The sequence below is a fragment of the Clostridium saccharoperbutylacetonicum N1-4(HMT) genome (assembly GCF_000340885.1).
Classification (GTDB): domain Bacteria; phylum Bacillota; class Clostridia; order Clostridiales; family Clostridiaceae; genus Clostridium; species Clostridium saccharoperbutylacetonicum.
The window spans coordinates 3,587,352-3,611,057 of the sequence record NC_020291.1; the positions used below are offsets into that span (position 1 = coordinate 3,587,352).

General features: G+C 30.0%; 20 protein-coding genes. 4 read left to right on the forward strand and 16 right to left on the reverse strand.

Annotated features, from left to right (window positions below):
• Positions 1 to 97: 97 nt before the first annotated feature.
• From queF to CSPA_RS16035, 5 genes are all read right to left on the reverse strand, one after another.
• Complete coding sequence (gene queF, locus CSPA_RS16015) at positions 98 to 601, reverse strand: preQ(1) synthase (RefSeq protein ID WP_015393379.1); 504 nt, start codon at positions 599 to 601, stop codon at positions 98 to 100.
• 101 nt (positions 602 to 702) lie between these two features.
• Entirely contained in the window at positions 703 to 1,356 is a 654-nt protein-coding gene (gene queC / locus CSPA_RS16020) for a 7-cyano-7-deazaguanine synthase QueC (RefSeq protein ID WP_015393380.1), read from the reverse strand.
• Positions 1,357 to 1,391: 35 nt separating this feature from the next.
• A complete protein-coding gene (folE, locus tag CSPA_RS16025) occupies positions 1,392 to 1,985 on the reverse strand; it encodes a GTP cyclohydrolase I FolE (RefSeq protein WP_015393381.1) in 594 nt (197 codons plus the stop codon).
• Positions 1,986 to 2,041: 56 nt separating this feature from the next.
• Positions 2,042 to 2,710, reverse strand: coding sequence for a putative 7-carboxy-7-deazaguanine synthase QueE (queE, locus tag CSPA_RS16030; RefSeq protein ID WP_015393382.1), 669 nt, complete (start codon positions 2,708 to 2,710; stop codon positions 2,042 to 2,044).
• A 16-nt stretch (positions 2,711 to 2,726) separates the two neighbouring features.
• Positions 2,727 to 3,155, reverse strand: coding sequence for a 6-pyruvoyl trahydropterin synthase family protein (locus tag CSPA_RS16035; protein WP_015393383.1), 429 nt, complete (start codon positions 3,153 to 3,155; stop codon positions 2,727 to 2,729).
• Between the two features lie 395 nt (positions 3,156 to 3,550).
• On the opposite strand from CSPA_RS16035, the gene CSPA_RS16040 reads away from it, so the two are divergent.
• Positions 3,551 to 4,348: a DUF1189 domain-containing protein gene (locus CSPA_RS16040; RefSeq protein ID WP_015393384.1), complete on the forward strand. Its 798-nt coding sequence runs from the start codon at positions 3,551 to 3,553 to the stop codon at positions 4,346 to 4,348.
• A 60-nt stretch (positions 4,349 to 4,408) separates the two neighbouring features.
• Here CSPA_RS16040 and CSPA_RS16045 read toward each other — a convergent pair whose 3' ends face one another.
• From CSPA_RS16045 to CSPA_RS16080, 8 genes are all read right to left on the reverse strand, one after another.
• A complete protein-coding gene (locus CSPA_RS16045; RefSeq protein WP_015393385.1) occupies positions 4,409 to 4,981 on the reverse strand; it encodes a metal-dependent hydrolase in 573 nt (190 codons plus the stop codon).
• A 260-nt stretch (positions 4,982 to 5,241) separates the two neighbouring features.
• Positions 5,242 to 7,005 carry an NADH-dependent [FeFe] hydrogenase, group A6 gene (locus tag CSPA_RS16050; protein WP_015393386.1) on the reverse strand — a complete coding sequence of 588 codons (1,764 nt, stop codon included), beginning with the start codon at positions 7,003 to 7,005 and terminating at the stop codon, positions 5,242 to 5,244.
• Positions 6,999 to 8,834 (reverse strand): NAD(P)-binding protein, encoded by a 1,836-nt coding sequence (locus CSPA_RS16055; protein WP_015393387.1) that lies wholly within the window; start codon positions 8,832 to 8,834, stop codon positions 6,999 to 7,001. The genes CSPA_RS16050 and CSPA_RS16055 overlap by 7 nt, the downstream gene beginning before the upstream one ends.
• A gap of 306 nt (positions 8,835 to 9,140) precedes the next feature.
• Complete coding sequence (locus tag CSPA_RS16060; RefSeq protein ID WP_015393388.1) at positions 9,141 to 10,211, reverse strand: DUF6765 family protein; 1,071 nt, start codon at positions 10,209 to 10,211, stop codon at positions 9,141 to 9,143.
• A gap of 98 nt (positions 10,212 to 10,309) precedes the next feature.
• On the reverse strand, positions 10,310 to 11,221 hold the full coding sequence (locus CSPA_RS16065) for a S66 peptidase family protein (RefSeq protein WP_015393389.1): 912 nt from the start codon (positions 11,219 to 11,221) through the stop codon (positions 10,310 to 10,312).
• A 198-nt stretch (positions 11,222 to 11,419) separates the two neighbouring features.
• Entirely contained in the window at positions 11,420 to 12,499 is a 1,080-nt protein-coding gene (locus CSPA_RS16070) for a dipeptide epimerase (protein ID WP_015393390.1), read from the reverse strand.
• Between the two features lie 622 nt (positions 12,500 to 13,121).
• Positions 13,122 to 15,605 (reverse strand): CoA-disulfide reductase, encoded by a 2,484-nt coding sequence (locus CSPA_RS16075; protein ID WP_015393391.1) that lies wholly within the window; start codon positions 15,603 to 15,605, stop codon positions 13,122 to 13,124.
• 573 nt (positions 15,606 to 16,178) lie between these two features.
• On the reverse strand, positions 16,179 to 16,637 hold the full coding sequence (locus CSPA_RS16080) for a NanQ anomerase/TabA/YiaL family protein (RefSeq protein ID WP_015393392.1): 459 nt from the start codon (positions 16,635 to 16,637) through the stop codon (positions 16,179 to 16,181).
• A 296-nt stretch (positions 16,638 to 16,933) separates the two neighbouring features.
• Here CSPA_RS16080 and fba point away from each other — a divergent pair, with 296 nt between their 5' ends.
• Positions 16,934 to 17,800, forward strand: a complete 867-nt coding sequence (gene fba / locus CSPA_RS16085; protein WP_015393393.1) for a class II fructose-1,6-bisphosphate aldolase — start codon at positions 16,934 to 16,936, stop codon at positions 17,798 to 17,800.
• A gap of 57 nt (positions 17,801 to 17,857) precedes the next feature.
• On the opposite strand, the gene CSPA_RS16090 is transcribed toward fba, so the two are convergent.
• The gene (locus CSPA_RS16090; protein ID WP_015393394.1) at positions 17,858 to 18,250 is read right to left on the reverse strand and encodes a hypothetical protein; all 393 of its coding nucleotides are present in this window, start codon (positions 18,248 to 18,250) and stop codon (positions 17,858 to 17,860) included.
• A 216-nt stretch (positions 18,251 to 18,466) separates the two neighbouring features.
• Between CSPA_RS16090 and CSPA_RS16095 the strand changes: the two genes are divergently transcribed.
• On the forward strand, positions 18,467 to 19,816 hold the full coding sequence (locus tag CSPA_RS16095) for a [Fe-Fe] hydrogenase large subunit C-terminal domain-containing protein (protein ID WP_015393395.1): 1,350 nt from the start codon (positions 18,467 to 18,469) through the stop codon (positions 19,814 to 19,816).
• A gap of 104 nt (positions 19,817 to 19,920) precedes the next feature.
• Here CSPA_RS16095 and CSPA_RS16100 read toward each other — a convergent pair whose 3' ends face one another.
• Complete coding sequence (locus tag CSPA_RS16100) at positions 19,921 to 21,954, reverse strand: penicillin-binding transpeptidase domain-containing protein (protein ID WP_015393396.1); 2,034 nt, start codon at positions 21,952 to 21,954, stop codon at positions 19,921 to 19,923.
• A 27-nt stretch (positions 21,955 to 21,981) separates the two neighbouring features.
• Complete coding sequence (gene gloA, locus CSPA_RS16105; protein ID WP_015393397.1) at positions 21,982 to 22,359, reverse strand: lactoylglutathione lyase; 378 nt, start codon at positions 22,357 to 22,359, stop codon at positions 21,982 to 21,984.
• Between the two features lie 225 nt (positions 22,360 to 22,584).
• On the opposite strand from gloA, the gene cax reads away from it, so the two are divergent.
• Complete coding sequence (gene cax, locus CSPA_RS16110) at positions 22,585 to 23,634, forward strand: calcium/proton exchanger (RefSeq protein ID WP_015393398.1); 1,050 nt, start codon at positions 22,585 to 22,587, stop codon at positions 23,632 to 23,634.
• The last annotated feature ends 72 nt before the right edge of the window (positions 23,635 to 23,706 follow it).

Below are 23,706 nucleotides of genomic sequence, written 5' to 3' on the forward strand. Positions count from 1 at the left end.
CGCTAGATCCAGTTAGAAGTTTTGAGTTAAGAGTTACGAATTTTGGGGTAACTCCCTTAACTCATAACGCTTAACTCCTAACTCTTAACTGCCCAAATTATCTATTATCTATCTTTTCTGGATACATATCATGATTCATCATTCTGTAATTTGCCATTTCTTCAAACTTGGTTCCCTTCATACCATAATTACAATATGGATCAATACTAATTCCACCTCTTGGTGTGAATTTTCCCCATACTTCAATATACTTAGGATCCATTAACTTTATTAAATCCTTCATTATTATATTCATACAATCTTCATGGAAATCTCCATGGTTTCTAAAACTAAACAAATATAATTTTAAAGATTTACTTTCTACCATTTTTATATTAGGAATGTAGCTAATATAAATAGTTGCAAAATCTGGTTGACCAGTAATTGGACAAAGGCTAGTAAATTCTGGACAATTAAATTTAGCAAAATAATCATTATCTGGATGTTTATTATCAAAAACCTCTAGTACCTCTGGGTTATATCCATAATCATATTTTACCCCTTGATTTCCAAGTAAGCTTATTCCTTCAAGTTCTTTCGATTTTCTTCCACTTTCACTCATGATTTACTCCTTATCATATAATATAATTATAATACTAGAAAAGTCATTAGACTTTTCATTGCAAACTCGTACTTGTTCACTGTTGCATTTTTACAATATAATTATTTAGTTTTACTTTCTAAATATTGTTCTAAACCCCTTCTTCTAAGTTTACAAGCTGGGCATTCACCACAACCGTCACCAATAATTCCATTGTAGCAAGTAAGAGTTTTTTCTCTTACATAATCTAACTTTCCAAAATCATCTGCCATTTTCCATGTAGCTGCTTTATCTATCCACATTAAAGGTGTGTGGACAACGAAATTATAATCCATAGCTAAATTTAAAGTAACATTTAGAGATTTAATAAATACATCCCTACAATCAGGATATCCACTAAAATCAGTTTCACATACTCCTGTAACAATGTGATTTGCACCTTTAACTTTAGCTAATACTCCAGCGAAAGTTAAGAACAACATGTTACGTCCTTCTACAAATGTTGATGGAAGGCCTCCATTTTCACCTGCTTTGATTTCAATATCATCTCTTGTAAGCGCATTTGGTGCTAATTGATTTAGCAATTCCATATCTAATATATGATGTTCAATTCCTAATTCCTTAGCTATAGCAGTTGCACATTCAATTTCCTTTTTATGCTTTTGATTATAATTAAATGTTACAGCTATTACCTCTTCAAATTCTTTAAGTGCCCAAAATAAACATGTGGTTGAATCTTGACCACCGCTAAACACAACAACAGCTTTTCTATTCATATTCAACTTCCTCCATTTTTGCATACAAATTCTAATTATTTCATAATTATTAAAGCTTCTTGCCTTAACATATCATTATTTTCAAATCTTCCAGTAAAAGTCGTGGTAGTGGTAACAGAACCAGGTTTCTTAATCCCTCTTGAAGTCATACAACCATGTTCACCAGTAATAAGAACACCAACATCATCACTTCCTGTAGCCATAGCTACTATTTCAGCTATATCACTGCCAATTCTTTCTTGAAGTTGAAGTCTTCTTCCAACCATATCTGCTATCCTAGATATCTTACTAAGTCCTATTATTTTTTCCTTAGGTATATATACAACTGAAACCTTCATATTATACATAAGTGCTAAATGATGTTCACAATAACTATGAATAGGTATCTCTTTTACTACAACCATATTATTATAGTTCTCAGGTACATACTCTTCATTTTCAAATGTAGTTCCAAACATTTTTGCAATTTCTTCATTAGTAAGATTCATTCCAGCAAAAACTTCTTCATACATTTTAGCTACTCGCTTAGGTGTATCAATTAAACCTTCTCTATTAGGATCATCACCTAATGCAATTAAAATTTCTCTTATACATTTCTCAATTTTATCTGTATCAATTTTTTTTGGCATAAAAAGCCTCCTTACATCCGCAAAACTAATCAAATTAATCCATTCATAGAGTTTTATTAAACACCTCTCGCATTATTATCCCAAATAATTTTATGAAGCTGTGTTTGTAATCTAACTTTGTTTAATCGCTTATTTTTCATGAATTCTACAATTTCTTTAAGGTCTATTTTTCCCGATACTGGGCTAAAATAAACAATACATTTACTTGTTAAATCATTTCTGATAATAATATCATAAGCATGTTCTAAATCTTCAATACTACCTATGACAAATTTATATACATCAGATTTTCCTATCACTTTTAAATTATTATTACTCATTTTATTAGTCATTTGACTGCTTGGTAGCTTATAATCTACAATATAACATATATTTTTACTATTATAAATCTTTTTAAATGGTTCTATATCAACTGCACCATTTGTTTCTATATGAACCTTTAAATTTTCATCATCATTTAATAATTTTAACAGTTCATCAATATTTTTCTGAATAAGTGGTTCTCCACCTGTCAATGTTACATTTATTACATTGTTTTCTTTTATATAATTATAAATTTCATCAGCACTTAAAATCTCGCAAATACTACTTTTATCCCATGAATAAGTGGTATCACACCAAGTGCAGCGCAAATTACACCCTTGAAATCTTATAAATGTAGCAAGTTCGCCTGAACTAGGACCTTCTCCATCAACAGATATAAATTTTTCTACAATATTAAACATTATTAATCCTCCAATTTTAATCTTCTGTATATATGCAGCTATTGTTAGGAGTTTCAAATAATTCAACTTCACATACAGATAAACCTTTTGATTTCAATCTATTAAAAATATCCCTAGACATTTCTTCTGCTGTAGGTCTATAATTCACAAAACTTATTTCAAAATTATTTTGAAGTTCAGATAATTTTTTTGATAGTACCTTTCCTTCTTCATTATTTTCAATAATTAACTTATGATCAAATTCTTCTTCTATTTGCTTTAGTGCTTCTTTAAAATTAGAGAAATCATCTACCATTCCTCTAAGTTGCCCTTCTTTATGTAGTGTCTCAGATTTTAATTTAGCAATTAATCTATATCTATGTCCATGTATATTTGAACATTTCCCGTCATAGCCACTTAAATAATGAGCCATATCAAATTGTACTTCACTTTTAATTTTAAACATACTTTTCTCCTCACATAACATTTCTAATTCGTTTATATTCTTATAACAAAACACGCCTATTATACAGTAATTAATTTTAAACATAATAAAAAGACTAATTTTGTTATATCTAAAACTAGAACAACAAAATTAATCTTAAATTTAAAAAATCTAAAATTACAATGCCTAGTTTTGTTTAAGGACAGGATGGTCTTAATGAACTGTCCATATTTAGTTATAGGTAAACATAAAATATATATTAACTTGAGCATTTCTAAAATAACCAAGCAATATTTTACAAGCGTTATGATAACACATTTAATTTAAATATGCAAACTTTCTGTTGTATTTCAGCTTAATATGTTATAATTAGCAAGAACCAATTTGTTGTACACAAAATTTAAGGAGGTCTTTCATTGAAAAACAAAATGGGATTTAGGCATAAATTTGTATTCAGTTTTTTTGATTTTACTGCCTATAAAGAATTTTTAGCGCAAGGACTTGGAAAATCTGTTTTATATATTTTTCTTGTTACTTTAATATTTTCAACATTAACTAATTTTAAGATAATTGACACATTTAATTCTCAAATATCAGATATACATGAAGTGGTTCTTAATAAAGTTCCAAGCTTCGAATTTAAAAATGGACAATTATCTATGGATTCAAAAGAACCTTTTTATTATAAACATAATGGAGATATGCTTATTATAGATACAGTTAACAAAACAGATACCTCAGCTTTAAATCAGTATAATAATGGTATTTATATAAACTCAAGCAAGCTTGTCTACAGGCAAAATTATACTACAATTTATACTGTTGATTTTTCAGAGTATAGCGATATAAACCTAACAAATAGCAGTATCGCTAAAATATTACTTATTTTAAAAGTAATTTTACCAGTAATACTTTTAATTGTTAATCCTATTGTCTCTTTCCTTGTAAATTTAGCAGCGGTATTTATTATTATAGGACCTATGAGTTTATTAATTAGTTCCATCATGAGTATAAAATCAAATTACACCACGGCTTGTACATTAGGCTTTTATTCAATTACTTTACCTCTGCTTCTTGAAGCTCTTATAAATATATCAGGAATGGAAATAGATAATTTCATTGTAATATTTTATATTATCTCTATAATATATTGTTACTTGGCACTTAAAGAAATTAAAAACACTGATAAATCAAATATTAACCTTACACACTAAGTTAATTTAAGGAGATTGATAACTACACAAATAGTTACTAATCTCCTTTTTCTTATAGTATTATTTTGTATTTATAATAATGTTCCTAATTCCTTGGGTTACATTACTTTTATAATTTTGAGTAAAAGTAAATATAGATGTTATATTTAGTAAATCTAATAGCATCACCACGTTTATGCAAATTAAAATTCCACAGAAAACATCTTCTAGTTTACTATTTGTTTTAATTTTCCCTAATGAAAACTTCTTTTTAGTAAACGGATAGAACCACGGCAGACCACCAATTGTAAAACTATCAAGTATTAAGTGAGATAATATTCCAAAAAATAAACCTGTAATTCCAATAAAATACACTTTTTTCATTGGTATACCAGCACTGATTGAGTATAAAAGCAAATACATCAATGGTGCATGAAATAATTTTCTGTGTCCAGCTAGTTTATTTATAGTTTTTGATATTCCTTTTGCTTTTTTACCAATATAACTATTTCTGTGATCAATATCTGGCAATAAACTTCCAATAATTGTTCCTCCAAAAAATACGCCTGCTGAGAGAATATCATTTTTTGTTATCTGCGATCCAATATATAAGCCTATTAATACTCCACCGTTTATATGAGTTTTAAAATTCATCGTTTTATTCCTACTTTCGCTTCTAGTCATTCATAATTATGTCTTGCTTCATTTTGTTATTATACTATAAATCAAATTAATTTTTAATAAAAAATCTACTAAAATAATAAATTCTATTTAATTTCATATTAAATTACATTATATTCCCTTTTTACTATAATTCCCTAAATAAATATTAAATTATTTCGATAAATAATAGATTAAAAAATGTAACCTGTGAATATGATATTCACAGGTTACATTTTTTAATCTATTATTTTTTATTCATCATCATTGTCACCGAAGTCTTTTCTTGGCGAAAGTGGCATAATCCATGCATTATGATCTGTATGAAGAAGTTTGTGAGCTTTGTGTGATAAAGGTTTCTCCATGTAATCAGCGTAAAGTTGTATAATAGAAGGATTTTCGTGTGAAAATCTTAGTTCAGCCTTTTTATCAAGTTTATATAAATTATCAGCACGTTCCTTTCCTAGTTCTAACCCATCTGCAATTGGTTGCCCTCCTCCACCTGAGCACCCTCCTGGACATGCCATTACTTCAACAAAATCATAGTGTGCCTTTCCTTTACGTATAGCTTTAACTAGTTTTCTCGCATTACCAAGTCCACTTACTACTGCAACCTTTATTGAAGAACCTGCTATTTCAAAAACTGCTTCTTTTATTCCTCCACTTATTCTAACTTCTTTAAATGCATCTGGATCAGGATTTTTTCCAGTTATGATAAAATGAGCTGAACGAAGAGCGGCCTCCATAACTCCACCAGTTGATCCAAAGATTACACCTGCTCCTGAACTAACTCCTAAAGGCATGTCAAACTCTTCCTCTTTTAAATCCTTACAAATAATGTGTTCTGCTCTTATCATTCTTTCTATTTCACGTGTTGTAAGAACCAAGTCAACATCTTGACCTGCCCCTGCATCATTCATAACAGGAATTTCAGCTTCATGTTTTTTTGCAACACATGGCATAACTGATATGCTAAAAATTTTCGATGGATCTACATTTAATATTTTTGCATAATAACTTTTTGCCACTGCTCCAAACATCTGCTGTGGAGATTTTGCAGTTGAAAGTTGTTCAACCATATCAGGATATTGAGATTTCAAGAAGCGAACCCAGCCTGGACAACATGATGTAAACATAGGGAATATGTTGTTTTCTTTATTAGATATTCTTTCAATAAATTCATTTCCTTCTTCCATTATAGTAAGATCAGCTGAAAAATTAGTATCAAAAATATAATTAAATCCCATTCTTCGTAATGCTGATACCAATCTATTGACAGTTGCTTCTTCACGAGTTAGACCTAAAGCTTCTCCCCATGCAGCTCTAACAGCAGGCGCTATTTGTACTACAGTTATCTTATCTGGATCAGCAAGTGCAGAAAATGCTTTTACTGTATCATCTCGTTCTCTTAATGCCCCTACAGGGCAATGTGTAATGCACTGCCCACATAATGAACAATCAGAATTCTTTATTCTTCTATTATAAGAAACGTCTACCGTAGTTCTAGAACCTGTATTTGCAACATCCCAAATATTTAAGCTTTGAATCTTATTACAAATTTGAATACAACGCATGCATTTTATGCATTTTCCAGCATCACGTATCAAAGGAAAACTCTCATTCCATATATATGGCTCTACATTTTTATCATAACTTAAGCTAAGTATCCCTAAATCGTTAGAAATTGTTTGTAAATTGCAATTACCACTTCTAACACAAAATGCGCAATTACAATCATGTTGTGAAAGAATAAGCTCTACGTTAGTTCTACGTGTCTCCCTAACTCTAGGACTATTAGTCAATATCTCCATTCCGCTTTCCACCATATTATTACAAGCTGGAAGTAATTTATCTTTTCCTTTTACTTCAACAACACAAACACGACAAGCCCCTATTTCATTTATACCCTTTAAATAACAAAGACTTGGAATTGGAATTCCAGCGAGTTTAGCGGCCTCTAAAATGGTAGTTCCCTCATTAACTTCAACTGTTATATTATCTATTTTTAAATTTACCATTTGTCAACTCTCCCTCCCTTAAATACTCCATATCCAAAATGATCACATCGCAAACATCTAAATGATTCTTGGTGCGCTTCTGCACAAGACATTCCATATTCGATTAATTCAAAATCATTTTTTCGTTCCATTGCATCTCTCTCAAGCATATTTACTCTTCCACACGCAGGTCTATCATCTAGTCTTGCTGTTGGTATATCAACATCTACACTTATAATATGATTAAACCCTAAATAATCATCTATATTTGCTGCTGCTACTTTACCCGCTGCAATAGCTCGAATTACAGTTGCTGGGCCAGTTACACAGTCACCTCCTGCAAATATTCCTTTACTGTTCTCAATTCCACTTGAACTAAGAGCTTCAATTACTCCTTTTTTAACAGGTACTCCATGTTCAGCAAAGTGCCGAGATTCTATTCCTTGTCCTATTGCTACAATAACAATATCACACGGAATTCTAATTTCATCTTCATCTGAATCCACAATTGTAGGACGTCCATAACTGTCAATTTTGCTTATCATTTGAGGTTTTACCCATAATGCAGAAACTTGTCCATTTTCGTCACTTTCAATCTTTATAGGCGCCTTTAAAGTTAATATTTCACAACATTCAGCAATAGCTCCTTCAACTTCTTCTGGTAAAGCTGTCATATCAACTTTTCTACGTCTATATACATTAAGAACTTTTTTTGCACCTAAACGCACTGAAGATCTAGTAACGTCCATTGCAACATTTCCTCCTCCAACAACAACAACAACTTTATCTGTAAAGTCAGGTAAAATATTATCACCAATTGCTCTTAACATTTCTACAGCTGAAATAACACCTTTACTTTCCTCACCTTCTATTCCTATTTTCTTATCTGTATGTGCTCCAATAGCAATATAAATTGCATCATATTCATTTTTTAAATCTGCCAATGAAACATCATTCCCTATTGTAATACCAGTCTTTATTTCCACTCCTGTAGATATAATTGCTTCAATATCTTCTTCTAAACGTTTTCTTGGAAGACGATAATTAGGAATACCATAACGAAGCATGCCTCCAAGTTTTTCACGTTTTTCAAATATAGTTACTTTGTGCCCCATTAAAGAAAGAAAGTAAGCAGCACTTAAGCCACCAGGTCCTCCACCAATTATAGCTACCCTTTTACCAGTTGCTGTACTACATGCTGGTACTGGAACTTTTCCTGCATGATCGACAGCATAACGTTTAAGACCTCGTATATTTACAGAATCATCTATCATATTTCTTCTACATCTAGCTTCACATGGATGTTCACAAATTAGTGCACAAGTTGTTGGGAAAGGATTATCCTTCCTAATAAGACGAACTGCATCAGCATATCTTTTTTCTGAAATTAATGCTATGTAGCCTGGGATATCTACACCTGCAGGACATAATGCAACACAAGGAACTGGTTGATCCAAATTACAAATACATCTATCATTTATAATATGTTCTAAATAATCACTTCTGAATCCAGTTACTCCTTTTAGTACCATATCAGCTGCTTCATAGCCAATTGCGCAATCAGCAGAATTTAATATTACTCGAGCTGTTTTCTCTATTAAGTCAATCGTTTCTAAGGATGCATTTCCATTTAAAACATCATTAAGCAAACTTTCTAATTGCCCTAATCCAATTCTACAAGGAACACATTTTCCGCAAGTTTGAGCATGACAAAGTTTTAAAAAAGATGCTGCCATATCTACTGGACAGAGGCCAGGAGGACTAGCAATAATACGGCGTTCTAAGTCTTTATAAAGACCTTCAACTACAGTTTGAGCTCTGTTGGGCGTTGAAATTTCAAGTCTACTCATCTAAATTACTCCTCTCTACAATAACATTTTATATCCTGGTAGCAACTAATATTTTCGCCTTAATGAAGTTTAATAAAATAAATATATATTTCGACTAAAAATATTAAATTTTTTCTTATTTTGATTATACAGTATTTTCTGAAAATTCTCAAAATATTTTTTAGTTATTTCTATTCATTTTATTCTAAAAATGTCTTTCTATAATAATATACAAAATAATAACTTCTCACTTTTGCTACAACTATACTGATTTCAGCAAAAACAAGAAGTCTTACTATTTCTATTATTAGATAACTACATTTAAGTCTAATTATTTGAATAAAAAATTTCACTAGGAAAAGATAAGTTACCTAAAATAATCTCTTTAAATTCATAGGCACAGATATTAAAATCAAAAAAATTATCTGAAGGCTTATTTAATTCTCTTTCATCGTAGTAAAATTCAAGCTCATTAAAAATTTCTGACCAGTGAACTGTTAATGAGCTGACACTTTTTTTAGGGAACAAAAACCCCTTAATTAATTTTTTCTTTAATATATTCCATTCTTCTTTACTAATTGGTTTATTACCTTTACAGTATCGTAAATAATTAATAATATTTATTGATGCTATTAAAAATTCTTTTGTATTATCTCTACTATATTCTTTCATATATAATGAATCATTTTTGTCTATCTTAAAATTTATAGTAAATGAGATATTGCTATCATCAGGAACTGTATTTACATTAGCATGACCTATTGCTGGAAGATTATCAAGGAGTCTTTTTCTATACTTTGCTGTGATATCTTCTTTTGTTAAATTATCTATTACTTTGATAACCCTTGAAGAATTTTCCCATCCCCAATATCCTGAAAACTTTTGATGAGAATATGTGTCTGCAAAAATGTGCACTACTATACCAATTCGAATTAAATTAATAATAGCACCAATATTATTTTTATATAAAAATGCAGTATAATCTAAAAGTGACTTTAATAAACAAGATGTTTTTTGCATTTTTTTAACACGATAGTTTTCTATTCCTCTAGATTTATTATTTATATAATTAAGTTGTTTTTCTGGTATAAAATGAAAGGGTATCAATGCGTTTTCTTGAAGAGTTTTTGAGGCAGCAAATATAATATTAACACCAGCAAATCCGGTATTTACAGGAATGAATTTTCTTACATACATATCTAGTTCTTTATCATAGATATCCTTACATAAAAACTTTGCACTTTCTGGAACGCAGCTGCACTTAATTGGTTCCTCTAAAAATTGGTGAAAATCATCAACAAATTGAGAGTATTCAGCTATCAATTGAGCTTCCATCTCATCAAAACCAGATATTCTTGCAAGAGCTTTAATTGTGAAGTAGTGAAAATTTATATTCACTAAAAACACCTCCTGTAAGAATATATTATGCATTACAGATATTTTTGCTAATATATCAAAAGAATTCTATTCATATTTACTTATCACGTAATAGAAGATCACATAATTATTTCACTTTTATATCCATTTATTTTAATCTTTGTACCTAAAGGAAGACTTATAGTTGGCATACAATGTCCACAAGCTAGATTATAAATTGTAGTTTTATTTTCTGGTATAATTATTTCTTCAAAAACCTCCATCAGAGTTAAACTATTATCACCTTCTTTTGCTTCGCAATTTGTCCATGCCCCTAAAATAATTCCGGCTGCTTCCTTAAATTTTCCTGCTAATTTTAACTGAACTAACATTCTATCAATTTTATATGGATATTCCTCTATCTCTTCTAGAAACAATATTTTGCCTCTTGTATCAATTTCATAAGGTGTACCTAAAGAAGAAGCAACTAATGATAGATTTCCTCCAACTAAAATCCCTTCTGCCTCTCCAGTTACTAAAGTTTTTAAATCTTGACCATCTGGATTTTTAATTACACCTAGTGGAATATCACTAAATATGTTTTTTTTGAAATAATCTAAAGTGTATTCATCAATACCTTTATAAATTTCTGTTGATGGCATTGGTGTATGAAACGTTATAAGTTCACATTTTTGATTAAACACATTATGGAGAGCTGTAATATCACTATATCCTGCAAATACCTTTGGATTTTTCTTAATCATATCATAATCTAATTTATCTAAAATTCGAGGAGCTCCGTAACCACCTCTTATTGCAAATATGCCCTTAATACTTTTATCTTCAAACATCTTATTTATATCATTTGCCCTAATTTCGTCTGTCCCTGATAGATATCCGTGGTTTTTCAAGCAACTTTCTCCTAAAATTACTTCTAACCCCAAAGCTTCCATAGCTCTAATCGATGGTTCTATTCTATCTTGTGGAGTTGGACTAGATGAACCTATTAATCCAATTTTGTCACCTTTCTTTAAGTGTTTTGGTCTTATCACAATAACACACTCCTTAATTTTAATTTAAAATAATAATTTTTAAAATCAAACGTTTTTAATAAATCTCATAATTTTTGTTAAATTTCATTTATTAATTAAGTAGAATTCCTTTTTACTATAATTATTTATATTTATATATATTAAAATTTCTTTATCAAAATACTCTACCATTCTTAAATACTTTTTAAATAGTACCTCCTAAATTTCTATCATATTATCGAAACCAATCCCATTTCTATCTACCATTTTAATAGAACTTCCTTTAAAAATTGGACCACCAATAATTGGATCACTCATACAAAGTGCTGGGCCATCTAAATCTACAAGAGTAATTATTTTCCTAGCAGCTCCAAGATTTGCCGCAGCGCTTACACTAATCTTACTTTCTAGCATACAACCAATCATACATTCTATTCCATGCATTTCTGCAATATCACAAATTTTTAATGCATTATATATTCCACCTGTTTTCATTAGTTTTATATTTATTAAATCTGCTGCTTTTTCTTGGATTATCTTTAAGGCATCTAACGGAGAAAAAACACTTTCATCTGCCAATATTCTTGTGTATGTATTTTGAGTAACATACTTCATACCTTCTAAATCCCAATATTTTACTGGTTGCTCTACCAAATCGATGTTGATGTTTTTGTCCTCTAATCTACTTATTATTTTGACTGCTTGTTTGCTTGTCCAGCCTTGGTTTGCATCTATGCGTAGCTTAACGTCTTCTCCAATCGCTTTTCTTATTTCTGTTATTCTATCTATGTCCTTTTCACTTTCTTTTCCAACTTTAATTTTTAGAATATTAAATCCATCTTTAACAGCTTTGATACTATCGTTTACCATTTCAGATACATCATTCACACTAATGGTAATGTCTGTTGTGATTTCATTTCTATATCCCCCAAGAATCTTATATAATGGTGCCTCATATTTTTTGGCATATAAATCATATATAGCCATATCTACTGCTGCCTTAGCACTAGTATTTTTTAAAATGCTATTTTGCAGTTTTTTCATTATAACTTCTAACTCAGCTATATCTAGTCCAATAATTGAAGGTTTAATATAATTAATAATAGCTGATTTTATTGATTCTTTTGTTTCACCAGTTATTACAGCTGTAGGTGCAGCTTCACCATAACCTATTTCTCCAGTATCAGTTGTTATTTTTACAACTATATCATTAATCTTTTCAACGGTTCTTAATGCTGTTTTAAAAGGTGTTACTAATGGTACTGAAATTTCAAATACCTCTATATTTTTTATTTTCATCCTTCTCCCCCATTTTAATAGCTATTGCTTATTGATATCCAATTTAATAATCAAACTTATAAATAGAATCTGCATACACTCTTGAGAAATTATAATCGTAACACCAAACTAGAAATTAGATACATATTTGTGCAAGCGGCATATGAAATTAAGCTGATGATGGTTCTTAAGCAGATAAGTGAAAGTCCAAATCTATGATTTGGTTTCTTGAACTTAGTTAACTCATTCATGAGTTAACCTCCTTTAAAAAACTGATTTGGTGTGAATCGCTTACTCAGCGAACGAACGTGAGTCGAGTTTCCTCTATTGGTTGTTCCACTTTCTGCTTGTCATAAATTTACTTTAGGAACATGCAGAAATGGCTGCAACCTTCCACTTAGAACCCATCCAGCGAAAATTTCATTAGTCCGCTGTAATAAATATGTGTTTAATTTCGGTAAGTTACCATATAAGTTTAATTCTCGCGCTGGATACCTATATATTTTATTAATTTAAAAGCCACTACATTCAACTATTTTTTGTAAATGTAGTGACTTTGTTATTAATTATATAAAATTTTATCATTAACTTTTTTAAATGTAAATATAAAGAATTATTGGATAAATATCACCTGAATGCAAATTTAAATAAACAAATTCAAGCTTGAATCATCTGTAGCTCCTAAATATGAAGCAACTCCACCAATTTCAACTCCATCAATGAATTCTTCTTTCTTAATCCCCATAAGCTCCATACTCATAGAACATGCAACAACCTTAACACCCATATCGATAGCATTTTTTATTAATGTTTCTAAACTGTCAACATTGTGTTTTTTCATGATTTGTTTAATCATTGCTGGACCCATACCCATCATATTCATTTGTGATAATGGCAATTTTCCAGGATGTGCTGGAAGCATTACATCAAACATTTTTTCCATAACATCTTTATTTACCTTAGGCTTAGATTCACTCTTTAATATATTAAGTCCCCAGAAAGTAAAGAACATAGTAACCTCTTTACCCATAGAAGCTGCTCCTGTAGCGATAATAAAGGATGCTATTGCCTTATCTAAATCTCCACTAAATACAACTAAAGTGGCTCCATTTTTATTAGTAGCCTGTGTTTGAACTACTTCTTTATTTGATAAAACTGCTTTTCCTTTTTGAATATAAGCCACAAAAGCTTTTTCATGATTACTAAATTCCGATTTTAATAAAGTATTTCCTGTTGAATCACACCAAGATTTTATGTCTTTAGCAAAACCTGGATCGCTAGCTTTAACTTCTAAAATATTGCCGTCTTCCATATTCTTCATTTCTTCAAAAACTCTTTTTATTGGCCCTGGGCATTGTAATCCGCAAGCATTCAATGTTATATTTGCCTTAACTTTAGTTATATCTAAATCTTCTTTCATAACAGCCGCCTCTTCTTTTATTTCATCTTTATTTTTACATTGATTCTTAATACTTTCTTCCGCCCTTTTTACATTAAGATAAGTCTTAACTCCTCCATCAATATTTGAGCATTCAATTCCATTTTGCTTTAATAATCTACAAGCAACATATCCCCTAAGCCCAACTTGGCAGGTTACATATATTTTTTTATCTTTTGGTATTTCATCTAATCTACTTCTTAACTGGCTAAGTGGAATGTGAGTAGAATTTTCAAAACCACCTGTAACTAATTCAAATTCCTCTCTTATATCCAATATAATCGAATTATCTTTATCTAAATTATCCACTTCATACCATCGAATTATTTCTGTAAGTCCTTCAATAATGTTTGAAGCATAATAGCCAAGCATATTTACTGGATCTTTAGCTGAATTATATGGTGGTGCATAACAAGATTCTACATCTTGTAAGTCAAAAACAGTTAAATTTCCCTTTATTGCAGTTGCAAGTACATCTATTCTTTTTTCAACCCCATCTAAGCCAACACCTTGTGCTCCAAATATTTTCCCTGTTTTAGGTTCAAATAGCATTTTAAATGCTATAGGAAAAGAACCTGGATAATACCCTGCATGAGAACTTGGATGAATATGAATAGCCTCATATTCTATACCTAAACGTTTTAATATCTTTTCATTATTTCCAGTTGTAGCTACTGTATAATCAAAGACCTTTGCTACAGATGAACCAAGAGTTCCTTTGTATTCTACATTTCGTCCACAAATATTATCCGCAACTATTCTTCCTTGTCTATTAGCAGGCCATGCAAGAGGAATCATAGTTGGCTTCTTATTTACATAGTCCATAATTTCTACTGCATCCCCTAAGGCAAAAATATTAGGGTCTGAAGTTTTCATGAATTTATCAACTACAATGGCACCTCTTTCATTTAAATTAAGATTAGCCTCTTTTGCTATCGTTGTTTCTGGTTTAACTCCAATTGACAATATTATCATGTCAGTTAAAATTTCTTTGCCACTTGTTAATATTATTTTTTTACCATTATCCTTAAATTCTGCGACTCCATCTTTTAATATTAATTCAACGTTTTTATCAATTAAATGCTCATGTATTATGCTTACCATTTCTATATCAAGTGTAGCCATTACTTGATCACTAGCTTCAACAAGAGTAACCTTTATACCTCTAGCATGAAGATTTTCTGCCATTTCAAGACCAATAAAACCTCCGCCTATTACTGTGGCGTGCTTAGGTTTATTATTATCTACATACCCTTTTATATTATCTGTATCAGGAATATTTCTCAAAGTAAATAGGTTTTTAGCTTCATCTATACCTGCTATTCCTGGTTTTATAGGTGCAGCACCTGGAGATAACACTAAAACATCATATGTTTCTTCATATTCTTCTTTAGTTTTAAGATTTCTTATCTTAACCGTTTTATTTTCTTTATCTATTTTCATAACTTCGTTTAAATTTCTTATATCTAAATTAAACTTTTCACTCATCTCTTCCACTGTTTGAACAATAAGTTTTCCCCTATCATCAATAGTTTCTCCAATATAATATGGAAGTCCACAATTAGCAAATGATATATATTCACCTTTTTCAATCATAATTATTTTAGCTTTTTCATCTAACCTCCTAAGTCTAGCTGCTGTAGAAGCTCCTCCAGCAACACCACCAACAATGATTATCTTTTTACCCATAAGAATCTCTCCTTCTTACAATTTTTTATCTAAATACAATAATAACTAAAGTTGGTAAATTAATTTTTTAACAAATTAAAACTTGTTAAATATCTACAATTTGTTTTTATTATCATCACCTAAACTATTGAAATTACTATCTTAACTAGAGTTTAACTTATATACTTTAACACTGTCTGTGACTTTATCACATAAAAAAATAGCAGGCGACTGTGGAGCCGGAGATTTTTAATATTAAGTTCCGTATTGTGCTTCGCACTCTTTTTATAGGTGCGCATCTGCCTTTTCGAACGTATGTGAGAAAAATGTGCACCTTAGAAAGAGCAGCTATGCTGCATATAAGAACATTCCCTTAGAAAAGGCAGCTATGCTGCATACGAGAACATTTTATGTAGGCGAATATGATTTGTTTTTTATTCTTTTCTTATACACAACTCACTTAAATAGCCTTTTTCATATATTATCCATAGATTTTACTGCATTTAAATTTCCAAAGAATAAAAAAAGAACCCTAACCATCAATGGTTAAAGATTCTTTTTTGTAACTTAAATTATAATATTTAAATAGATATTTTATTTACATGCAACCTTTATAACTATTTTTTTTACTTTAGAACCTTCTCCTAAAGCACATCCTGGCTTATGTCCATCTTCTGGAAAAAAGATTGCATAATCTCCTTTTGAAAAGGTAATACTTGAAGCTTTTTCAATTTCATTATAAAAAATTAAATCTTTATCAGCTCTTAAATCTTCACATTCCTTTAAACTATGGATTGGAACATATCCCATAACTTCTTCTCCATCAATAATATATTGTATATCTATATATTTTTCATGAGATTCCCATCTTTTATCTACTGCTGCTTGTGTAGTATATTCTTGAACAAATGCAAAAACTTTATCACCATCTATCTCATAATTGCCAACCTTCAATTCGTTTAAATTATTATTGATTATAAATTCAAATGCTTTCTTAAAATTTGGATTAATACCAGTGTAATCTTTAGTATTTTTTATGTTTTCACAAATCATAGCTTTCTTCCTCCAATTAAACTAAATTATATTTTTCTTTACATCATGTATGTAGAAACATTATTTCTATAATATACCTATATATTATAGATTTCAATTATTTTACCAAAAACCTTAAGCAATAATATTCTACATTAAGACTACAAAAGCATATTTTTCATTTTTTTGTTTTCATATAGGTAATTTTAGAGTATAATAAGGGTGAAAAAAGAAACTTGATATAAAAATAACAATTTCATTTTTCTTAACATATTATAGTTATTATAATAAATATATAAGTATACGGAGGTCGTAAAATGTTAACATCAGCTAAAGAAATGTTAAACAAAGCTAGAGAAGGAAAATATGCAGTTGGTCAATTCAACATCAATAATTTAGAATGGACTAAGGCTGTATTATTAACTGCACAAGAAAACAATTCACCAGTAATTTTAGGTGTTTCTGAAGGTGCTGGAAAATATATGACTGGATATAAGACTGTTGCTGCTATGGTAAAAGCAATGATCGAAGAATTAAACATAACTGTACCAGTTGCATTACATTTAGATCACGGCAGCTATGAAGGTGCTAAAAAATGTATCGAAGCTGGATTCTCATCAATCATGTTCGATGGTTCTCACTACCCAATAGCTGAAAATATAGAAAAAACTAAAGAATTAGTTGCTATAACTAATGCAAAAGGACTTTCTTTAGAAGCAGAAGTTGGTTCAATTGGTGGAGAAGAAGACGGAGTTGTTGGTAAAGGTGAAGTTGCTGATGCAAACGAATGTAAGCAAATTGCTGAACTTGGTGTTACAATGTTAGCTGCTGGTATTGGAAATATCCATGGAAAATACCCTGCTAACTGGGCTGGATTAGATTTTGATGCATTAGCTAAAATCGAAGAAGCTGTTGGAACTGAAATGCCATTAGTATTACACGGTGGTACTGGTATCCCTGAAGATATGATAAAGAAAGCTATCTCTTTAGGAGTTGCTAAAATCAACGTTAACACTGAGTGTCAATTATCATTCCAAGAAGCTACAAGAAAATATATTGAAGCCGGAAAAGATTTAGAAGGAAAAGGATTTGACCCAAGAAAGTTATTAGCTCCAGGTTTTGAAGCTATAAAAGCTACAGTTAAAGAAAAAATGGAATTATTTGGTTCTGTAAACAAAGCTTAATTTCAAATAAATTTAAGGAGCAACATTATGTTGCTCCTTATTTTAATTTGCATTATTTTATAAAGCTAATCCAGTTAAGCTTACTTCCATTTCCATAATTTTATACCTATTTAAAATATGATTTATCAAAAATATCAAATCTAATCTTGATTTTTCCTTCTCATATATATATACATCTCCATAAATGTTTTTTAATATCCAAGAATTTTTTTCATTTATAATAAGCTTATCTAGTATATCGATACTATCTGTTAACGTTAACTTATACTTGCTAAAAAGTCTAAAAATAGTGATTATTTTATCATTAAAGCATTTAAAATCAAAATTTCTCTTGATTCCTGCTAATTTTGCAATATTAGTCGTATCATCTATAACTTCAAAAGCTGGTAAATTATCTATTTTATTTTTTTTCAATGCATCATTCAACAAATTTAATATATAAAAAAACATTTCAATCCTCCTTAAAAATCCCATTCAAATGATTTATACGTTTACAAATAAACTAAAATTTATTATCCTACTTGTATTATTCTACATCTTTGCAATATTCCCTTCTTTTATTTTATTTTTTATCTATTTTTTTTACTTATTTTGATTTTAAGTATTTTTATTTAAAAATAAATGTATACTAACATATAATAATACTTTCACTATGGAGGTGTCTAAATGAATAATAAATATACTGATTTATTTGATGAATTAGTAAAATCATATTATGAAGGTAATTTCGATGAAACACTTGAACGCATTATGGTATGCCATAAAAAGTCTCCACAAGAAACTTTCTCCATTATAACATCTTTATGTGGGGTTTCCATGGAATTTGATAATAATTATAAATATAATTTAAAAAAAGCAATCACTGAATATACTGTAAATTCAAAATTAATTGAAAAAATAAAAGATTGTCCTGAAAATTGTTCGGAAAATGAAAGTGGAAAATTCCCCTGTCAAGAAGCATGCCCATTTGGAGCAATATTATACAATGAAGAAAATAAATCTACATATATAGATAATGAACGTTGTCTGAATTGCGGAGTCTGTATAGATGCTTGTAAGAATGGACGAATATTAGACAAAGTATTTTTTATTCCTGTTTTAGATTTAATTAAAAACAACCAAAAAGTCTTTGCAATTGTTGCTCCTGCAATAAGTGGTCAATTTGGAGATAGTGTAACTCTAGATAAATTACGTGAAGCCTTTATTAAAATTGGTTTTACTGATATGATCGAGGTTGCACTTGCAGCTGATGTGTTATCAATAAAAGAGGCGGTAGAATTTGATAAACATATACATGGCCCAAAAGATTTAATGATTACTTCTTGCTGTTGCCCTCTCTGGATTGGTATGTTAAGAAAGGTATATAAAGAACTAGTCCCTGATTTATCTCCTTCAGTTTCTCCTATGGTTGCTGCAGCTCGAATCATAAAAAGACTTGATAATGATGCAAAGGTTGTATTCATAGGTCCTTGTATAGCAAAAAAGGCTGAAGCTAAAGAGAAAGACTTGAATGATGCAGTTGATTTCGTATTAACCTTTCAAGAAGTTGATGAAATTTTTTCAGCTTTAGACATTGAGCCAGATAAATTAAAAGGCATACCATCTAGAGAATATGCGTCAAGAGGTGGAAGATTATATGCTAGAAGTGGTGGTGTTTCCATAGCTGTTAATGATGTTATTAAAGAACTTTATCCTAAAAAAGCAAAACACTTTAAATCTACTCAGGCTTCTGGTGTCAAGGAATGTAAGGAGCTTCTAAATAAAGCTTTAGCTGGTGAAATAAATGCAAACTTTCTTGAAGGAATGGGTTGTATTGGTGGATGCGTCGGTGGACCAAAAGCCATAATACCAACAACTTTAGGAAAAGAAGCAGCTGATGACATAGCTTATAATTCTGCCATAAAAGTACCTGTTCATAGCAAAGTGCTCGATGAAATTTTAGATAAATTAGATATTCATTCAATAGATGATTTTCATAATAAAGAAAAAGTAAGCATTTTCGAACGTGAACTGTAATTAAAATCAACCCACTTTAGCTTAACTATCAAATATTTAAACTAAAGTGGGCTATCTCTAAATCATAAAAACTTTGTTTTAAATCCTATACTTTAATGCAATCCTTACTTAACTGTTTCTAATACTTTTTTAGCCTTTGGAACTACGTAATGACTTCCTCCTCTATTTTTTACATCTTCTACCATCATCACAACTAATAAATTATTAGGTACTTTATTAGTTGTCATTCCTACAAACCATCCTGTTTCTGTACCTGTTGTATCTGTTTGAGAGGTTTTAAGTTCAGCAGTCCCCGTTTTACCTGCTATTGTTAATCCGCTAGTAAAAGCAGCATGTCCTGTTCCAGCAGGATTTTCTACTACTTGAATCAAGTCTTGAAGCACTAAATTAGCTGCATCTTTTGATACTACATTAGATTTCCATACTTTATTGTCATGAGAACCACTATATATTAGAGTTGGATTTAGTATATCTCCATTATTTTCAAACATTGTGTATAGTGCACCTAAATGAACTGGATTTACTAAAACTTCTGCTTGACCATAACCACTATCAGCCAGTTGAACTTCCGATTTGAATTCTTTATTACTTGAAAATTGAGAATTATACAATGGATATTCAAAAGGTATTTTGTCTGTAAATCCAAAACTATTTAATTTATCTTTAAACACATCTTTACCTATATCAATTGCTGCCTGTGCAAAATATATATTATCTGAATATACTAAAGCATTTAATAAATTAGAAGCACCCCCATACTCACTTACCCTTGTAACTGAGTAATTTCCCCAGCTATTATTCTTTTTCCAACTTAAGCCCTTAATATTCTTATCAGTATTTGGATCTATTTTTTTAGTATCAACACCTATAACAGCTGTTATAGGTTTAAATGACGAACCTGGGACAATAGCTGCTTGAAATCTATTATATAGAGGCTTATTAGGATCATTATTTAAATTTGTCCACTTATCATTAGACATACCCAATACAAAATCATTAGGATTATAAGATGGTGTGCTAACTAAAGCCAAAACTTCACCTGTATTTGGATTCATAGCAACTGAAGCTGCTTTATCATTACCTAATTGGTTATATATTAAACTTTGTAAGTTGGCATCAATTGTTAATTTCAAGTCAGTACCATCTTTAACTTCTTTACTTATAAGTGACTTTTTTTTCTCACCATCTTTACCTTGAATATAAATTTCAGCACCATCAATTCCTCTAAGTGTATCTTCAAATGCTTTTTCAAGACCAGCTTTACCAATAACCGAACTATCATTGTATTCTTGATCCTTATGTTTATCAAGTTCATCTTTATTTATAGTTTGAATATACCCTACTAGATGTGCAGCCTGCTCCCCTAATGGATAAACTCTAGAATCCTTATCATTAATTTTTATACCAGAAATTTTAAGTAACTCAGGAATTCTTGAATCACCATAAGGTATTAACTTTATTGGAATAAACATGTCGGCTTTAACATAAGAAGCACTAATTTCTTTGTTAATGTATTCTGGTGAAATTTCCAATAATTTCGCAGCATCTTTAATTGCCTTTTCTTTATCTCCGGTTAATTTACCTGGAACTATTCCAACATTTGAAGAAATCGAATCAGTTGCCAACTGTACTCCATTTCTATCTAAAATATCTCCTCTTTTAGATTTTATAGTTTTAATTTTAATTTTGTCATAATCAGTGAGATCCGGGAATATATTCTTTGAATCCCACTGTATTTTATATTCCTGTCCTAATTCTCTACTTAACACTATACTATTTGAAAATTCTAAGTTTCCACATAATGTATCCATACTTGTTTCATACTCTATAGTTGCTAGGCTTCCATTTTTATTTACATTTTTAATATCAACTTTTAGTTTTGAAACTTCCATTCCTTCATAGATATTTTTATTCCTTGCAATAAAATCATCTTTGGAAATTTTCTGCTTTGTGCCAGAATCAGTTAATTCATACATTTTATCATAACTTTTCTCATTTATTAAATTAACATATTCTATTAATTTATCTTGTGGCTTATGAACATTATTATATATTAAGAAAGCTACAACACATATTATAAATGGAATGACTACTACAGATGTCCCTATGATGACATAAACATTTTTCTTCTTCTCCATACAAGCATCCCTTCAAAATTTATATTTCTAAAGTCTTATAACTTCGACTTTATATCCATCTGGATCTGTAACAAAATAATATTTAGGTTGTTCTCCTGGTAATCCCTTTAAAGGTGTAACTTCATAGCCTAAAGCAACATGCTTTTCTCTCATTTCTTCAAGATTTTCCACTCCAATAGCAGTGTGACTAAAGCCGTTTCCTATATCATATCCATCTGAATCATAATTATAAGTAAGTTCAATTTCATAATCTTTATTAATATCCGATAAATAAACTAAGGTAAATCCATGCTCAGGAAAATCCTTTCTTCTAGTTTCTTCAAGTCCTAAAGCATCTCTATAAAATTTTAATGATTGTTCTAAGTTTTTAACTCTAATACAAGTATGTAATAATTTAACTGACATATAATGTCCCCCTTTATTCTAATTTTTTATTAATAAAAAAATTTATATTCCATAAAATATTTCTATTATAATATACCATATTAATTACAATGTAAAAATACCAAATTTTCGCAATAAATCATTGTTAAAATTAAAAAGCTCTATATTATTGTATTTATCAGTATAATATAGCATAATATTCTTACTGGCATTTTTAATTTTTACAACATAAGGAGGTTAAATTACTTGAAATTTTTAAAGTATTTACTAATTTTTATACCAATAAGCTTTGTGGCTGAATTTTTGCATGCTTCCCCTACAATAATGTTTGTTCTTGCTGCTCTTTCAATTGTACCTTTAGCAGGAGTTATGGGTGAAGGAACTGAAGAAATTTCATTTTATTCAGGGCCCAAGATAGGTGGATTTCTAAATGGAACTTTTGGAAATGCCACTGAACTTATAATATCTTTTTTCGCTCTTAGACAAGGACTGTTTGAAGTGGTGAAATCCTCTATAGCAGGTGCAGTAATAGGAAATATTTTATTAGTGCTTGGTGCAAGCATGCTCGCAGGAGGATTAAAATACAAAACCCAATCCTTCAATAAAAAAGTAGTAGAAGTTTCCTCTAGTATGCTGCTTTTCGCCGTAGTAGGTTTGTGTGTGCCAGCATTATTCACACATACTGTAGATCCATCGTTACTAAACACAAGATATGAAGGTTTAAGTATTGTTGTTGCAGTAATTATGCTAATTATTTACGTATTGAGTTTAGTTTTTTCTTTCTTTACTCACAAAGATATTTATTCAGTTAATCTGGAAGAAGAAGGATCTGCTAATCCTAAATGGTCTTTAAAGAAAGCAATTCTAGTATTAATAATTGCAACTGTATTAATAGCTATTGAAAGTGAATTTTTAGTAAGTGGTATTGAATCAGTAACTAAAAGTTTAGGACTTAGTGAATTTTTTGTAGGAATTATCATTATACCTATTATTGGAAATGCAGCCGAACATAGCACTGGGGTAATAATGGCTATGAAAAATAAAATGGATGTGGCTTTAGAAATTGCTATCGGCTCTAGCTTACAAATAATTCTTTTTGTGGCTCCAATCTTGATATTTATTAGTTTGATATTTACTCCTATGAGTATTGTTTTTAACGAATTTGAATTGATTGCCCTTATCGTAGCAGTTTTTATAGCTAATAGGGTGTCCAATGATGGAGAATCAAACTGGCTTGAAGGAGTACAACTTCTTGCTGTATATTTTATAATAGCTGCATCATTTTTTATTTTATAATCTATAAACTTGAACATAAGTATATTAAGGGATGTTTTATAAAACATCCCTTATAATCCTTCTTTAATTTTA

Coding starts and splice junctions, on each gene's coding strand:
- CSPA_RS16080 (WP_015393392.1), bottom strand. CDS start 16,637: ATGATTTGTGAAAACATAAAAAATACTAAAGATTACACTGGTATTAAT.
- CSPA_RS16050 (WP_015393386.1), bottom strand. CDS start 7,005: ATGGTAAATTTAAAAATAGATAATATAACAGTTGAAGTTAATGAGGGA.
- CSPA_RS16100 (WP_015393396.1), bottom strand. CDS start 21,954: ATGGAGAAGAAGAAAAATGTTTATGTCATCATAGGGACATCTGTAGTA.
- CSPA_RS16055 (WP_015393387.1), bottom strand. CDS start 8,834: ATGAGTAGACTTGAAATTTCAACGCCCAACAGAGCTCAAACTGTAGTT.
- CSPA_RS16090 (WP_015393394.1), bottom strand. CDS start 18,250: ATGTTTTTTTATATATTAAATTTGTTGAATGATGCATTGAAAAAAAAT.
- folE (WP_015393381.1), bottom strand. CDS start 1,985: ATGCCAAAAAAAATTGATACAGATAAAATTGAGAAATGTATAAGAGAA.
- CSPA_RS16095 (WP_015393395.1), top strand. CDS start 18,467: ATGAATAATAAATATACTGATTTATTTGATGAATTAGTAAAATCATAT.
- CSPA_RS16045 (WP_015393385.1), bottom strand. CDS start 4,981: ATGAATTTTAAAACTCATATAAACGGTGGAGTATTAATAGGCTTATAT.
- queC (WP_015393380.1), bottom strand. CDS start 1,356: ATGAATAGAAAAGCTGTTGTTGTGTTTAGCGGTGGTCAAGATTCAACC.
- CSPA_RS16070 (WP_015393390.1), bottom strand. CDS start 12,499: ATGAAAATAAAAAATATAGAGGTATTTGAAATTTCAGTACCATTAGTA.
- fba (WP_015393393.1), top strand. CDS start 16,934: ATGTTAACATCAGCTAAAGAAATGTTAAACAAAGCTAGAGAAGGAAAA.
- gloA (WP_015393397.1), bottom strand. CDS start 22,359: ATGTCAGTTAAATTATTACATACTTGTATTAGAGTTAAAAACTTAGAA.
- CSPA_RS16075 (WP_015393391.1), bottom strand. CDS start 15,605: ATGGGTAAAAAGATAATCATTGTTGGTGGTGTTGCTGGAGGAGCTTCT.
- queF (WP_015393379.1), bottom strand. CDS start 601: ATGAGTGAAAGTGGAAGAAAATCGAAAGAACTTGAAGGAATAAGCTTA.
- queE (WP_015393382.1), bottom strand. CDS start 2,710: ATGTTTAATATTGTAGAAAAATTTATATCTGTTGATGGAGAAGGTCCT.
- CSPA_RS16035 (WP_015393383.1), bottom strand. CDS start 3,155: ATGTTTAAAATTAAAAGTGAAGTACAATTTGATATGGCTCATTATTTA.